Source organism: Halomonas sp. NYA30, from assembly GCF_976980765.1.
The window spans coordinates 1,613,288-1,627,213 of the sequence record NZ_OZ334477.1 but is presented as its reverse complement, the minus strand read 5'-3'; the positions used below and the strand labels follow the sequence as shown (position 1 = coordinate 1,627,213).

Sequence of the window (13,926 nt, the reverse complement as noted above, 5' to 3'; positions counted from 1 at the left end):
GCGTGCACCCAGCCATTTCTCTTCACCTTCGTCAAGGTTAACCAACGTGTCCGTTACCCTGCTAATCGAGCAACTACTTAACGGCGTTCAGCTAGGCACGATGCTGTTTTTGATGGCCAGCGGCCTCACCCTGGTGTTCGGGGTGATGGGGCTGATCAATCTTGCCCACGGCTCTTTTTACATGGTGGGCGCCTATGCCACGGCCGCGGTCACAGCCTCAACAGGCTCTTTTCTGATCGGCCTGGCGGCAGGCATGACGGCCGCAGCCCTGGTCGGCGCACTGGTCGAGCTGCTGGTCATACGCCGTCTTTATCACCGCCCTCACCTCGACCAGGTGTTGGCGACCTTTGCACTGATACTGATCTTCTCAGAAGGCACACGCTGGATCTTCGGCTCTTCGCCTCTATGGCTGAGTCCGCCCTCCTGGCTTACGGGGTTTGTTACTCTGCCGGGGGATACCCGCTACCCGGTCTACCGGCTAGTGCTGATCGGGGTGGGGGTCGCTATCGCGATTGCCCTTTATCTGCTGATTTCCCGCACACGGCTAGGCATGCGCATTCGGGCGGGCGAAAGCGACCGCGAAATGATTAGCGCACTAGGGGTCAACATTGCCAAGCTGTATACCGTGGTGTTTGCCCTGGGGGCTGCGCTGGCGGGCCTGGCCGGCGCGCTGGTGGGGGCATTACAGTCTGTGCAGGTCGGCATGGGCGAGCCGGTGCTGATCCTAGCCTTCGTGGTCATCGTGATCGGCGGTATCGGCTCGATCAAGGGCGCGCTGTTCGGGGCGCTGCTGGTGGGGGTTGTCGATACCTTGGGGCGCGTCTACCTGCCGCTGTTTTTCCAAACATTCATGCCGCCTTCTGAAGCCACTGGGGTCGGTTCTTCACTGGCTGCGATGCTGATTTATATCCTCATGGCCGTCATCCTCGCGTTCAAGCCCAAGGGACTGTTTGCTGCCAATGACTAATACCACTTCCCTTTCCAAGAACGCTGCGCCAGCCACCCACGCGGAGAGCCACTTCGACCGCAAGGGGCTGGTTCAGATGATCCTGCTCGGCCTGCTGCTGTTACTGCCCGTGGCCGCCTATTTTTTGGGTCACACTTATTACGTCAATCTGGCCTCGCGGGTCACCATCATTGCCATGGCAGCCGTCGGGCTCAACCTGGCGATTGGCTATGGCGGCATGGTGAGCTTCGGTCATGCGGCCTATTTTGGCCTGGGTGGCTACGTGGCGGGCATCAGCGCCTACCATGCCTTCGACATGACGCCATTCATGAGCTGGCCCTTCAGCGTGCCGGGCAGCGATAGCCTACTGGTGGTATGGCTGGCCGCCGTCGTGCTGTGCGCCCTGCTGGCCCTGGCGATCGGCGCCATTTCGCTACGCACCACCGGCGTCTACTTCATCATGATCACCCTCGCCTTTGCGCAGATGATCTACTACTTTGCCAACTCCTGGCCCACCTACGGCGGTCAGGATGGGCTGCCTATCTATATCCGCAACACCCTGCCCCAGGTCGGTAACAACTTGTTCGACAGCAGTGATGCATTGACCTATTTCCTGATCTGCTTCACCGGGCTGGTACTGGCCATGGCGATCACCTCGCGACTGATGAAATCGCGCTTTGGTGCTGCGCTGACCATGGCACGTCTGAATGACGTACGACTGGCAACGGCGGGGGTCAGCCCGTATCCCATTCGTCTGGTGGCGTTCGTTATCTCGGCGGCCATCACCGGGCTTGCCGGGGCGCTCTACGCGGACCTGAACGGCTTCGTCAGCCCTTCGATGCTTAGCTGGCACTTCTCCGGCGAGCTGATGGTCATCGTCATCCTGGGGGGCGTGGGGCGCCTTTATGGCCCGCTGGCCGGGGCGGTGCTGTTTGTGATGATGGAAACCTTCCTGGGTGGCATCACCGAGTACTGGCAACTCTTTCTAGGGCTGGTGCTGCTTGGCGTCGTGCTGTTTGCCAAGCACGGTGTGATGGGTTGGCTGGCCGGGAGTGAGCGCAATGAGTGAAGCTGTCCTGTCACTGCAAAAACTACATAAGCGCTTTGGAGCACTACAGGCGACTAACGATGTGTCGCTGGATCTTAAGCAGGGAGAAATCCATGCCCTGATTGGTCCCAACGGCGCGGGTAAATCTACGTTAATCGGCCAGATTGCTGGCAGCCTGCGCCCCGACGAGGGCCGCGTTTATCTGGCTGGTACCGACATTACCACGATGAGCATTGCCGAGCGCGCACGTCTTGGACTGGGGCGGAGCTTTCAGGTGTCATCGCTGGCTGAACCGCTATCGGTGATCCGCAATGTGATGATGGGCGTACAAGCGCTACAGAGTCACAGTTTTCGGTTCTGGAAGCCCGTCGCCAAAGATCAACAGCTGCTAAAGCCAGCTTATGAGGCGCTGGAACGGATGCAGCTCAGCCACCGCGCCTGGACACCGGTATTCGAGCTTTCCCACGGTGAGCGTCGTCAGGTTGAAGTCGCCTGTGCCCTGGCGCTCAAGCCCCGTGCCCTGTTGCTGGATGAGCCAATGGCTGGTTTGGGTCCGGAGGGCTCGGCAAAACTGACCGAGCTGCTCGAGGCGCTGAAGCTGGAAGTGCCCATTCTGCTGATCGAACACGACATGGAAGCGGTTTTTCGTTTGGCTGATCGTATTTCGGTGCTGGTCTCTGGCAGCGTAATCGCCCATGGCGACAGCCAGACAATTAAGCAGGATCCACGCGTTCGGGAAGCCTACCTGGGAGATTCTGATGCTTAAAGTTGCTGACATTGAGACGTTTTATGGACCCTCCCAGGCGCTGTTTGGCGTAAGCCTTGACGTTAACGCCGGTGAAATGGTGGCTTTAATGGGGCGTAACGGTATGGGCAAAACCACCACCATTCGCTCGATCTTTGGGCTGACCCCAGCCAGCCGCGGCACCATTGAGTTCGAAGCTCAAAATATACGTCGCCTGCCCGCTTATCGCATTGCTAAGTCGGGGCTTGGCTTGGTGCCGGAGGGTCGTCGCTGCTTTCCCAACTTATCGGTACGCGAAAATTTGCTGGTCACGGCCCGCCCGGGCGAGTGGACACTGGAGAAAGTGGAAACGCTATTTCCGCGCTTGGAAGAACGCCGCGCGCAAATGGCCAAAACGCTCTCTGGTGGCGAACAACAGATGCTGGCCATTGGCCGTGCGCTAATGACCAACCCACGTCTTCTGGTGCTGGATGAAGCCACTGAAGGGTTAGCACCGGTGATTCGACAGGAGATCTGGCGGGCGATTCGGCTGCTCAAAGAGCAGGGTCAGGCCACCTTGTTGGTCGATAAGTCGTTAAGCGAAATTCTGCCCATCGCTGACCGCTGCACCATTTTAGAAAAAGGCTGCACGGTATGGGATGGCAAACCCGCTGCGCTGGACAGCGTTATCCGCGACCGTTACCTGGGCGTTTAGGCGTGAAATGCTTTAATCCACTCAACAAAGCAGCCATCGTTGAGATAGTGCTCAAGAATCGAGAAGTGATCCACGTCGGGAAGTAGCTGCTGAGTCACTGTTTGGCCTTGCTGGCTCAAATGCTCAGCGTAGCTACTCATCTGCCTTTCAAACTCTTCAGACTCCCCTGCTCCAGCCACCAGCTTTATAGGCGCAGGCACCCGGCACGGCAGCCATAATGGGCTGAACTCCTGCACATCCCGCCCGCTGAGTTGAAGCTTGGGCTGCAGCCATGACCATGGGAAGGGCCGCAAGTCGTATAACCCGCTGATACAGAGGGCGCCGCGAATCAGTTGATTTGGCAACCCAAAGGCGCCTTCCCAATCCGTCGACATCAGCATGGCGCATAGATGCCCGCCCGCCGAGTGTCCCGAAATACTCAGCTGTTCCGGATCGACGCCCACCTCAGCGGCATGCTTGTACAGGTAGGCAATCGCGGCCTGACTCTGCCGTACCAGTTCGCTAAAGCGTACCTGCGGGCAGAGCGCGTAGTTGACCACCGCGACAGTGATACCGGCATTCACCAGATCATCGACAATAAAGCTGAATTCACGATGGCTCAGCGAGCGCCAGTAGCCGCCATGGAAGAACACATGCACCGGGGCTTTTGGATGCTCGTCATGAGATGCATCGGCATGAAAGATATCCATGCGCTCAGCAAGCGTTGGGCCATAAGGCAGATCGAGCGTTGTACGATGGCTGGCTCTTGATGCTTCGCTGCGCTCACGCCACGCCTTTACCAACACCAACGGGTCTCGCCCCACCATCGGGTCGTAGGCGCGGTCGATCTCTTCCTGAGTCGTGAAGTGTCGATAAAGCATGCCGATCTCCTTATAGCTGGCGCTTCTTATCCCTGGCGCATGGCTAACCCCGGCTTTTAACCAGCATCCATAACGGGGCGATTGCCAGAATGGCAAAACCGATCAGCGTCCAGGCGGGTAGCGAGAGGCCTAACAGCGAGAAATCGATATTAGCGCACTCCCCCGAGCCGGTCAGCACCATGGCCACCACCTCCTGCATGGGCAGGATGTCCATCATGTAATCAAGCCCGGGGCCGCAGGAAGGCACTTCATCGGCGGGCAAGCCTTGCAGCCAGACGTGACGCCCGGCGATAAAGGCACCGGTGCCTACGGCAGCCAGCGCCAGCACTCCGTAAATTACTTTACCGACCCGCCCGGCCGGGCTATGGATGGCGGCAATGGCAAACACAATGCCCGCCGCGATCACCGCGACACGCTGGAAAATGCATAGCGGGCAAGGCTCAAAGCCACCGATATGCTCCAGGCCAAGCGCCACCGCCATCATTAGAACGCAGAAGGCCAAACCGGCCAGGGCAACCGAACGATAAGCATGCAGGATCATTGATGAGCCTCAGATGGCAACGCGGAAAGGGCCCGGGACTCGCGCGCCTTGGCGAAATAAGCCTCTAGAAACGCTTCAAAGGTTTCATTATCAGCGGCTTCAATATCGCGCTGCTGCTGGTGCGAGGTTTCAATCAGTTGAGCAAGTAGCGCTTCACGGCTGCGCTGCATAGGTTCTGCTTTCAGCTGCTCCGCCTGCTCCTGGGCCAGGCTAAGCATTAAATCACTTAGCGAGCCGCCGTTCGCTTTGAGCCGTTCGAGCACCTGGGCTGATGGCGTTAGCGAAGGGTCTGCTAGGCGTGGAGCGAGTTCTGCTAGCGCGTCAGCATGAGGGCTTCCCTCTTCGACGGCATCCAGCAGGCGGGCGACTTCCCCCATCTCGGCGAATATTTGTTCGCCCCACTCACGCACCGACGTCGTTTCACCATGATTAAACAGTTTGAGCTCAGGATCACGGCCGCGCTCGACGACCCAGCGACGGTTGTCATCCAAGCGGTCACACTCTTCGTCGGAGATCCACGGGCTGTCGCTGAGCAGGCACCACATTAGGAAGGTGTCCACAAAGCGCATCTGGGTTTCGGTCACGCCGAGAGGGTCGAAAGGATTGAGATCGAGACAGCGCACTTCGATGTACTCCACGCCACGGGCTTCGAGGGCTTGGCTGGGGGTTTCGTTGTGCTTGGCGACACGCTTGGGGCGAATATCGCTGTAGTACTCGTTTTCGATCTGCAGAATATTGGCGTTCAGCTGACGCCATTCGCCATCGACGTTAACGCCCATTTTCTCATAGTCCGGCCATGGCGATGAGATGGCATGACGCAGGGTGTTGACGTAGTTAGATAGCGAGTTAAAACAGATTTTGAGCTGCGACTGCACCTTGTTCTGGTACCCCAGGTCGGACATACGTAGCGTCGTCGCGTAGGGCGCAAAATAGGTGTCGTCGCTGAGTGCCTGCAGCTTTTCAGGCACTTTTCCTTCCGGCAAGAAGCTCTTGTCGATAGCCGGTGAGGCGCCAAACAGATAGAGCAGTAGCCAGCTGTGGCGGCGAAAGTGGCGGATCATGCCGAAATAGCGGGTAGAGCGGTAATCGTTGAACGGGATGTTGGTGGCTTTATCCAGTTCACGCAGGGCATGCCACATGTCATCGGGCAACGATACGTTGTAGTGAACGCCCGCAATCGCCTGCATGATGCGGCCGTAGCGCATGTCCAGCCCCTTGCGGTAAACATGCTTCATGGTGCCGACATTGGAGCAGCCGTAGTCGGCAATCGGCACGCTGTCATTACCTGAAAGCCGTGATGGCATACTGCCAGGCCAGATCCATTCATCCTGCAGGTGGTGATAAGTAAAGGTATGCAGGTCAGACAGAAACGACAGCGCTTCACTCGGGTCGGAGTAAACCGGCGTGATGTACTCAAGCAGCGACTCTGAATAGTCGGTGGTGATATGCGGATGTGTCAATTTAGAGCCTAACGCGTGGGGGTGCGGCGTTTGGGCAATGTGTCCATTGGCATCAACCCGCAGCCCCTCTTTTTCAAGCCCACGACGCAGGCGGCCCAACCGACCAAGGCGCGCACTGGGGATCAGGCGCTCGACTTGCGCGGTCAGCGCAGATGGCACAGTGAGTAGTTCAGGCAAGGTGAACACTCCTTGTCAGTAAAGCCCGCTGTGAGCGGGCCTTGGTGTAGTCAGGTGGCATCGCCATCATCGCTGTTTCAAAAATAGAAACCAGGATATGGCGGCAACCATGTTTTTTTCAAGACACGACGCTATTCAAGACACGACGCTTTTCCAAACATTAGCTTTCAAAGCGCGCGACTATTTGCCACCACGCGCTTTTAACAGCGCGGCGCCTAACGCGCCCATTGGCGCCGGTGCTTCAGTTGTCCTTGCACTGCTGCGCGCAGGTTTACGCGAGCCGCTATGCTGTTGTGTTGGCGAGCCATTGCTCTTATTAGCCGCGTTTTCGGTTTCCGGCTGGTCATCCAACCGCATCGACAGCCCTACCCGCTTACGCGGAATATCCACACTCATGACCTTAACGGTGACGATGTCCCCGGCTTTCACCACGCTGCGTGGGTCGTCGATAAAGCGGTCCGACAGTGCTGAGATATGCACCAAGCCATCCTGATGGACACCGATATCCACAAAAGCACCAAAGTGTGTCACGTTGGTGACCGTGCCTTCGAGCACCATCGAGAGTTTAAGATCGTTAAGTGTTTCGACCCCTTCGCGGAACTCGGCGGCTTTAAATTCCGGGCGCGGATCGCGACCAGGCTTATCCAGCTCTTTCAAGATATCGCTCACCGTGGGCACACCAAAGCGCTCATCGGCAAAGTCGGCAGGCTTTAACGCTTTTAACGCGGCACTGTCGCCAATCAAGCCGCGTACTTCACGACCGCTCTGCTTGGCGATACGCTCGACCAGCGGATAGGCTTCCGGGTGAACGGCGCTGGCATCCAGGGGATTATCGGCATTGTGAATGCGCAGGAAACCGGCGCACTGTTCAAAGGTTTTTGCGCCCAGTCGGCTAACTTCTAATAGCTCTTTACGGCTTCTGAAGGCGCCCTTAACGTTGCGCTGAGCAACGATATTTTCAGCCAGCGCAGCACTTAACCCCGCCACTCGCGAAAGCAGTGCACTAGACGCGGTGTTGAGGTCGACGCCCACAGCGTTAACACAGTCTTCAATCACGACTTCCAGGCTACGCGATAGCTGCACCTGGGAGACATCGTGCTGATACTGGCCCACCCCAATCGATTTGGGTTCGATTTTAACCAATTCAGCGAGAGGGTCTTGCAGGCGACGGCCAATCGAGACAGCGCCCCGCACGGTAACATCGAGATCGGGCATTTCCCGGGAAGCGTACTCAGAAGCGGAGTAGACCGAGGCGCCCGCCTCCGACACCATTACTTTACTCACGCGGTGCGCTGGGGCCAGCGCTTTCAGTAACTCGCCCGCCAGCTTGTCAGTTTCACGGCTGGCGGTACCGTTGCCTACCGCAATCAGCTCGACGCCGTGCTGCTTGACCAGCTTGGCCAGCACGCTCAAAGACTCATTCCACTGGTTTTGCGGTGCGTGCGGGTAGATGGTGGTGTGATCGACAAACTGGCCGGTGGCATCGATCACCGCGATCTTGCAGCCGGTGCGCTGACCGGGGTCGATGGCAAGCGTCACTTTCTGCCCCGCCGGTGCGGCTAGCAGCAGGTCTTTCAGGTTGGCTGCAAAAACCTCGATCGCTGTGAGCTCGGCCTGTTCGCGTAAGCGGCCAAGCAGCTCGGTCTCAAGCGCAGTGTAAAGCTTAACGCGCCAAGTCCAGCGCACCACTTCGGCTAGCCATTTATCCGCCGCGCGGCCCTGGTCGCTGATGCCGAAGTGCCTAGCAATCGTGACCTGGGCGGGATGCACTGGGGCTTCCTCTTCACCGGGCAGGCGAATCGACAGGCTCAACACGCCTTCATTACGCGCCCGGAACATCGCCAGGGCACGGTGTGACGGCGCTTTGGCGAGTTTTTCGTCGTGCTCGAAATAATCGGAGAATTTGGCGCCCTCCTGCTGCTTGCCTTCCAGCACACGGGCGCTGAGTTCGCCCTCTTGCCAAAGTCGTTCACGCAGTTGGCCGATCAGTTCGGGGTCTTCCGCGAAGCGCTCCATCAATATCTGCTTGGCGCCATCCAGGGCGGCCTTGGCATCCTCGATGGCGGGGATATCACCCTCTGCCGGTCGCAGGTAGTTGCCAGCTTCGCTTTCGGGATTGAGTGTCGGGTCGGCCAACAGCGCATCGGCCAGTGGTTCGAGCCCCGCCTCGCGGGCAATCTGCGCTTTGGTACGGCGCTTCTTCTTAAAGGGTAGGTATAAATCTTCCAGCCGCTGCTTGGTCTCTGCGCCCTCGATACTTGCTTTCAGCGGGCCATCCAGCTTGCCCTGCTCATCAATGGCGGCGATCACCGCGGCGCGGCGCTCTTCCAGCTCGCGCAGGTAGCGCAGGCGCTCATCCAGTTGGCGCAGTTGAATATCGTCCAGCGCACCGGTGACTTCTTTACGGTAACGGGCAATAAACGGCACGGTGGCACCGCCATCCAGCAGCTCTACCGTGGCGGCGACTTGTTCGGGTCTTACGCTTAGCTCGGTGGCTAGGCGGGAAATAATACGCTGATTGACATCCATAAATTGCAACTAACTCATGCAGCATTTTTAAGTGCCAATAAGGTATCACAAACGTGCCATGGCTGGCATGACTTGCGGCATCAGCGCCGCCAGCCATGATCATCCCAAAAGGGGCGTCGTGCTTCACGCTGAACGGCTTCGCGGCTGAGGCCAATATCTTTCAACATATCGTCGCTCAAATGGCGCAAGGTATCCCGCTCGCGACGCAATTGGCGCCAGCGATAGAACTTTTCTCCCCAGGTAGTTCTGGGTTGTTCCTGTTTAATTGACTGGCAGTGTTCGTTCTGTAAAGGACACTGGCTGTGCTGTAAACAGGCTAACGAGCGCTCCATTTCAACCTCCCTTCGCCGCCAACAACGGCGTAGTGAATAAGTGTTGAAGGAAGTATTGAACAGCGCCTAAAGTCAATCCAACGAATACTTCTTATACCCAACATCAAAAAGATTGATAACCATGGCGACACTACCCACCATCGATCATGAGCTGCTGCGTACCTTTGTGGCGATAGTCGACCAGGGCGGATTTACCCGCGCCGCTCAGACGGTAAACCGCACTCAATCGGCCGTCAGTATGCAGATGAAACGCCTGGAAGAGGACGTTATCGAGCGCCCACTTTTCGTGCGCCAGAATCGCCAACTGTTGTTGACCAGCGAGGGCCACACGCTGCTTGGCTATGCACGCAAGATTTTATCGCTGCAGGGCGAAGCACTGACGCTGCTGCGCCAGCCGGACATGGTGGGCCGTGTACGCCTGGGCGTGCCGGATGACTATGTGATGCGCTTCCTACCCGGCATTCTGAGAACTTTCTCTCAGGCCTGGCCGTTGGTGGACGTCGATGTACATTGCGCGCCCTCTTCGGTGCTCTCCCAGCAGCCGCAAGAGAGCCTGGATCTGATCATTATGACCCGGGAAATAGGCGATGAGATTGGCACCATATTAAGACGCGAACCCATGGTATGGGTCTCCGCAGAGAGCCACAGCACCCATTTACAGACACCGGTACCGCTTGCCATATTCGAGGCACCCTGCTTTTGCCGTCGCCACGCTTGTAATGCGCTAGACCGCGCAGGACGAACCTATCGAATTGCTTACAGCAGCCCCAGTTTGGCTACCCTGCAAGCCGTTGTTGGCGCGGGTTTGGCCGTGTCTGCCTGGATGCGAAGCCTGGTCACTGCCGATATGCAGATATTGGGTGTAAAGGAGGGCTTCCCCGAATTACCAGAAGCGTCCATCGTTTTACAGCGCACCTCTTCTACCCAATCACCAATTATCGCCAGCCTAGCAGAGCATATTGTTGAAGGGTTTAGGTTGTGATGGCTGATGTTACTTTACCGGATGAGGGTTGATAGAGGCATGAACGGTCCAACTGGGAAAGCGTGGTCAGCCCTAATAGCGCCATATTGCGCTCGATTTCACGCTCTAAAAGAGTGGCAACATGCTCTACGCCTTCCTGTCCTGCGCAAGCAGCAGCGTAATTAAAGGGGCGCCCCACGAATACAAAATCAGCGCCCAGCGCCAAGGCCTTGATGATATCGGTGCCACGGCGAAACCCGCTGTCGATCATAATGGGGATATCGCTAATGCGACGCTTGATCTCTGGCAACACCTGGAGCGGAGAGATAGTGCTATCCAACTGACGGGCGCCGTGGTTGGAGAGGATAATCCCATCTACCCCGGCTTGGCGGGCACGTACCGCATCCTCGGGGTTTAGCACCCCTTTGACGATCAGCGTGTCGGGCCATAACCGCCGCACCAGATCGAGATAGCCCCAGTCAAAATGGCGACGCCCTGAGAAGTCCCGCGCTGCTTGACGAGAGATCACGGGTGCTCCCCGTTCCGCATGGTTGTTTTCGAAATGCGGCATTCCCTGTTTACAGAGCGTACGAAGAAAGGTATTACACAACCAGCCTGGCCGCATCAACCCATCGATTGCCAAGCGAAGCGTTGGCTCCAAAGGGGATGAAAAACCTGAACGCCGGAAATTATCCGGATTGGGCGGCACAGGGTAATCCAGCGTGACCACCAGCTTCTTGAAACCGGCTCGCTTGATCCGATTGAGCAGAGCTTCGATGCCTTCTGGCGTGCCGGGTAAGTATGCCTGGAACCAGTCGGCACCCTCCACCTTCGCCACCTCTTCCATAGGCACCAGCGATGAACCACTCATGATCATGGGTAAGTTGCGATTCGCTGCTGCTCGCGCTAGCACTAGGTCGCCCTGGTAAGTAGAAAGCGCACTGATGCCCATAGGGGCAATACCGAAAGGCACGGCGTAGCGTTTGCCATAAAGCTCTGTGTGCAGATCAATTTGCGACACATTGACAAACGCCTTGGGCATAAAGCGATAATCATCAAAAGCAGTGAGGTTAGCGCGCTGGGTTCGCCCATCCTCTGCGACATGATCGATATAGCCAAAAATAGGTCGTGGTAGCGCTCTTTTGGCGAGCCGTTCTACGTCGTGCAAGTTATGGATACGGGCAAGTTTTTTTCGAGTCCATCGTTGTTGGAGCCAACCTTTCACACCACCCTCCTACTGATTATTTTAGATTACCCGCCCATCTATCCACTTGCTCACGCTGGCACAAAACGCAGCGCCACTCCGTTATTACACCATCGCAGGCCGGTAGGATCGGGGCCATCTTCAAATACGTGGCCCTGATGGCCACCGCAGCGGGCACAGTGGTATTCAGTGCGGGGCCAAATTAGTTTGAAATCAAGCTCGGTGAGCATATGTCCTTCTACGTGCTCAAAAAAGCTCGGCCAGCCGGTACCGGAATCATATTTCATTTCACTGGTAAACAGTAATAGATCACAGCCAGCGCAACGATACTCGCCCTCCCCCCACTCCTTATCCAAGGGGCTGGAAAAGGCAGGTTCAGTCCCGTGCTTACGGAGCACATCAAAGGCTTCATCGGAGAGTCGCTCCCGCCACTCGGCTTCGCTAAGCTCGAGCGTTTCCAAACCTGGCGCAGGTTCAAGATCTAGCCGTGGAAAGCCAAACGACAGGCTTGGTATGGCACCTACTATGCCGGTGAGTCCCGCTAAGCCTAAGAATTGACGTCTTTTCATGGGTATCACTCCCTTGCTGTTCTGCGAAGAAAGTAGACAATAAAAATGGGACAGTGCCGAAGCGCTGTCCCATTTTGGCGTCAATCGTTTCTAATGGCGATCACTTCTAAGCACTTAGTCGTTCTAACCGTCGACTACTTACACCCGCCAATTGCTTTTCTACTTGCCTCTTTAACGAGCAAACACACCGGTTCAATCATCTACCAGCCGCTAACCATCAGGTTAGTTGGGGGCCCGCTTGGATGATCGCTTCATTAACGCCTTCAAACTTCTTGAAGTTATCGACGAATTTGGTCGCCAGCTCTTTAAGGTGACGGTCGTAGGCATCGCGGTCCTGCCACGTTTCACGCGGGTCGAGCAGGCTTGAATCAACGCCCGGCACGGCAACAGGCACTTGTAGATTGAGCCCATCGATATGCTTGGTGTCGATATCGCGCAGTACACCCGACTGAATCGCGCTGATGATGGCGCGCGTGGTCGGGATAGAGAAGCGCGAACCACCTTCGCCGTAAGCACCACCGGTCCAGCCGGTGTTGACCAAGTAAACCTGAGCATCCTGCTTATCGACACGCTTGATCAGCAGGTCAGCGTACTCACGCGCTGGACGCGGGAAGAACGGTGCACCAAAGCAGGTAGAGAACGTGGCGGCCAAGCCTTCAGAAGAGCCCATTTCAGTGGAGCCCACTTTGGCAGTATAGCCAGACAGGAAGTGATACGCCGCAGCTTCTTTGGAAAGAATCGACACTGGGGGCAATACGCCTGACATATCGCAGGTCAGGAATACAATCGCATTCGGCTCGCCCGCCAGGTTTTCCGCTACGCGCTTTTCAACGTGCTCCAGCGGGTAAGCGGCGCGGGAGTTCTGGGTCAGGCTATCGTCGGCGTAGTCGGGCTCACGACGATCATCCAACACTACGTTTTCCAGCACGGTACCAAACTTGATAGCGTTCCAGATGACCGGCTCGTTCTTCTCGGAAAGATCGATGCACTTAGCGTAGCAGCCACCCTCCATGTTGAAGACGATACCGTCGCCCCAAGCGTGTTCATCATCACCAATCAAGAAGCGTGCCTGGTCAGCGGAAAGCGTAGTTTTACCGGTGCCCGAAAGACCGAAGAAGAGGCAGGTTTCACCATCTTCCCCCACGTTCGCGGAGCAGTGCATCGGCAGCACGTCGGCGGCAGGTAGCAGGAAGTTCTGCACGGAGAACATGGCTTTTTTCATTTCACCGGCATAGCGCATGCCCGCGATAAGCACTTTTTTCTCGGCGAAGTTGATGATCACGCAACCATCAGAGTTGGTGCCATCGCGAGAGGGATCACACTCAAAGCCCGCCACGTTAAGAATGGCCCACTCGTCTTTAGCAGCTTGATTGTAGGCCAAAGGGCGCACAAACATGGTACGGCCAAACAGGTTTTGCCAAGCGGTTTCGGTGGTAACACGAACCGGCAGATAGTGGGTAGAATCACTACCCACATGAAGCTCAGAGACAAAGTGCTCTTGGCTGTTCAGGTATTCATCGACCCGATCCCACAAGGCGTTGAATTTCTCAGCATCAAAGGGACGGTTGACGCTGCCCCAATCAATTTGGCTACGCGTAGAGGGCTCATCAACAATAAAGCGGTCTTTCGGTGAACGGCCGGTACGCAGGCCGGTATTAACTACCAGGGCACCGTTAGCCGAGAGGCGGCCTTCGCCACGTGCCACGGCGCGCTCGATAAGTTCGGCGCTGCTGAGATTGACGTGGGCTTGGGGAGCTTGAGTCGTGGTCATGTCGATTCCTGGGCCTTAAGGCCGTTATATCTCGTTACCGGGCGTCACCGACGCCTTAAATGTCATCCCAGCCTGCTAAATCGGCTGGG

13 protein-coding genes are annotated in these 13,926 nt (G+C 56.9%); 5 read left to right on the top strand and 8 right to left on the bottom strand.

The genetic code is table 11. The features are described 5' to 3' along the window. The first annotated feature begins 46 nt into the window (after positions 1-46). Genes ACWI0H_RS07380 through ACWI0H_RS07365 form a run of 4 tightly spaced genes read left to right on the top strand, consistent with a single transcriptional unit; the run spans position 47 to position 3,433 of the window. Complete coding sequence (locus tag ACWI0H_RS07380) at positions 47-967, top strand: branched-chain amino acid ABC transporter permease (protein WP_336274648.1); 921 nt, start codon at positions 47-49, stop codon at positions 965-967. Further along, positions 960-2,015: a branched-chain amino acid ABC transporter permease gene (locus ACWI0H_RS07375; RefSeq protein WP_295711879.1), complete on the top strand. Its 1,056-nt coding sequence runs from the start codon at positions 960-962 to the stop codon at positions 2,013-2,015. The genes ACWI0H_RS07380 and ACWI0H_RS07375 overlap by 8 nt, the downstream gene beginning before the upstream one ends. After that, entirely contained in the window at positions 2,008-2,760 is a 753-nt protein-coding gene (locus tag ACWI0H_RS07370; protein WP_336274649.1) for an ABC transporter ATP-binding protein, read from the top strand. The genes ACWI0H_RS07375 and ACWI0H_RS07370 overlap by 8 nt, the downstream gene beginning before the upstream one ends. Then, positions 2,753-3,433, top strand: a complete 681-nt coding sequence (locus ACWI0H_RS07365; RefSeq protein WP_336274650.1) for an ABC transporter ATP-binding protein — start codon at positions 2,753-2,755, stop codon at positions 3,431-3,433. Before ACWI0H_RS07370 ends, ACWI0H_RS07365 begins: the two co-directional genes overlap by 8 nt. Here the strand turns inward: ACWI0H_RS07365 and ACWI0H_RS07360 are convergent. The 5 genes from ACWI0H_RS07360 to ACWI0H_RS07340 form a co-directional block, all read right to left on the bottom strand. Beyond that, a complete protein-coding gene (locus ACWI0H_RS07360; protein ID WP_336274651.1) occupies positions 3,430-4,293 on the bottom strand; it encodes an alpha/beta hydrolase in 864 nt (287 codons plus the stop codon). The genes ACWI0H_RS07365 and ACWI0H_RS07360 overlap by 4 nt on opposite strands. Before the next feature lie 43 nt (positions 4,294-4,336). After that, entirely contained in the window at positions 4,337-4,834 is a 498-nt protein-coding gene (locus ACWI0H_RS07355) for a disulfide bond formation protein B (RefSeq protein ID WP_336274652.1), read from the bottom strand. Next, on the bottom strand, positions 4,831-6,471 hold the full coding sequence (gene gshA / locus ACWI0H_RS07350; protein WP_336274653.1) for a glutamate--cysteine ligase: 1,641 nt from the start codon (positions 6,469-6,471) through the stop codon (positions 4,831-4,833). Before gshA ends, ACWI0H_RS07355 begins: the two co-directional genes overlap by 4 nt. Before the next feature lie 180 nt (positions 6,472-6,651). Continuing rightward, on the bottom strand, positions 6,652-9,000 hold the full coding sequence (locus tag ACWI0H_RS07345) for a Tex family protein (RefSeq protein WP_336274654.1): 2,349 nt from the start codon (positions 8,998-9,000) through the stop codon (positions 6,652-6,654). 80 nt (positions 9,001-9,080) lie between these two features. Further along, positions 9,081-9,332: a DUF1127 domain-containing protein gene (locus tag ACWI0H_RS07340; RefSeq protein ID WP_176302786.1), complete on the bottom strand. Its 252-nt coding sequence runs from the start codon at positions 9,330-9,332 to the stop codon at positions 9,081-9,083. A 121-nt stretch (positions 9,333-9,453) separates the two neighbouring features. Here ACWI0H_RS07340 and ACWI0H_RS07335 point away from each other — a divergent pair, with 121 nt between their 5' ends. Next, a complete protein-coding gene (locus ACWI0H_RS07335) occupies positions 9,454-10,314 on the top strand; it encodes a LysR substrate-binding domain-containing protein (protein WP_336274655.1) in 861 nt (286 codons plus the stop codon). Here the strand turns inward: ACWI0H_RS07335 and ACWI0H_RS07330 are convergent. From ACWI0H_RS07330 to ACWI0H_RS07320, 3 genes are all read right to left on the bottom strand, one after another. Next, on the bottom strand, positions 10,304-11,518 hold the full coding sequence (locus tag ACWI0H_RS07330) for an alpha-hydroxy acid oxidase (RefSeq protein ID WP_101145323.1): 1,215 nt from the start codon (positions 11,516-11,518) through the stop codon (positions 10,304-10,306). The genes ACWI0H_RS07335 and ACWI0H_RS07330 overlap by 11 nt on opposite strands. 50 nt (positions 11,519-11,568) lie before the next feature. Beyond that, on the bottom strand, positions 11,569-12,066 hold the full coding sequence (msrB, locus tag ACWI0H_RS07325) for a peptide-methionine (R)-S-oxide reductase MsrB (RefSeq protein ID WP_336269736.1): 498 nt from the start codon (positions 12,064-12,066) through the stop codon (positions 11,569-11,571). Between the two features lie 217 nt (positions 12,067-12,283). After that, on the bottom strand, positions 12,284-13,837 hold the full coding sequence (locus tag ACWI0H_RS07320) for a phosphoenolpyruvate carboxykinase (protein WP_336269734.1): 1,554 nt from the start codon (positions 13,835-13,837) through the stop codon (positions 12,284-12,286). Positions 13,838-13,926 lie beyond the last annotated feature (89 nt).

What these genes read in the sequence shown, in the direction of transcription:
- ACWI0H_RS07355 (WP_336274652.1), bottom strand. Translation starts at nt 4,834, where the DNA reads ATGATCCTGCATGCTTATCGTTCGGTTGCCCTGGCCGGTTTGGCCTTC.
- ACWI0H_RS07365 (WP_336274650.1), top strand. Translation starts at nt 2,753, where the DNA reads ATGCTTAAAGTTGCTGACATTGAGACGTTTTATGGACCCTCCCAGGCG.
- ACWI0H_RS07320 (WP_336269734.1), bottom strand. Translation starts at nt 13,837, where the DNA reads ATGACCACGACTCAAGCTCCCCAAGCCCACGTCAATCTCAGCAGCGCC.
- ACWI0H_RS07360 (WP_336274651.1), bottom strand. Translation starts at nt 4,293, where the DNA reads ATGCTTTATCGACACTTCACGACTCAGGAAGAGATCGACCGCGCCTAC.
- ACWI0H_RS07340 (WP_176302786.1), bottom strand. Translation starts at nt 9,332, where the DNA reads ATGGAGCGCTCGTTAGCCTGTTTACAGCACAGCCAGTGTCCTTTACAG.
- ACWI0H_RS07375 (WP_295711879.1), top strand. Translation starts at nt 960, where the DNA reads ATGACTAATACCACTTCCCTTTCCAAGAACGCTGCGCCAGCCACCCAC.
- ACWI0H_RS07370 (WP_336274649.1), top strand. Translation starts at nt 2,008, where the DNA reads ATGAGTGAAGCTGTCCTGTCACTGCAAAAACTACATAAGCGCTTTGGA.
- ACWI0H_RS07335 (WP_336274655.1), top strand. Translation starts at nt 9,454, where the DNA reads ATGGCGACACTACCCACCATCGATCATGAGCTGCTGCGTACCTTTGTG.
- msrB (WP_336269736.1), bottom strand. Translation starts at nt 12,066, where the DNA reads ATGAAAAGACGTCAATTCTTAGGCTTAGCGGGACTCACCGGCATAGTA.
- ACWI0H_RS07345 (WP_336274654.1), bottom strand. Translation starts at nt 9,000, where the DNA reads ATGGATGTCAATCAGCGTATTATTTCCCGCCTAGCCACCGAGCTAAGC.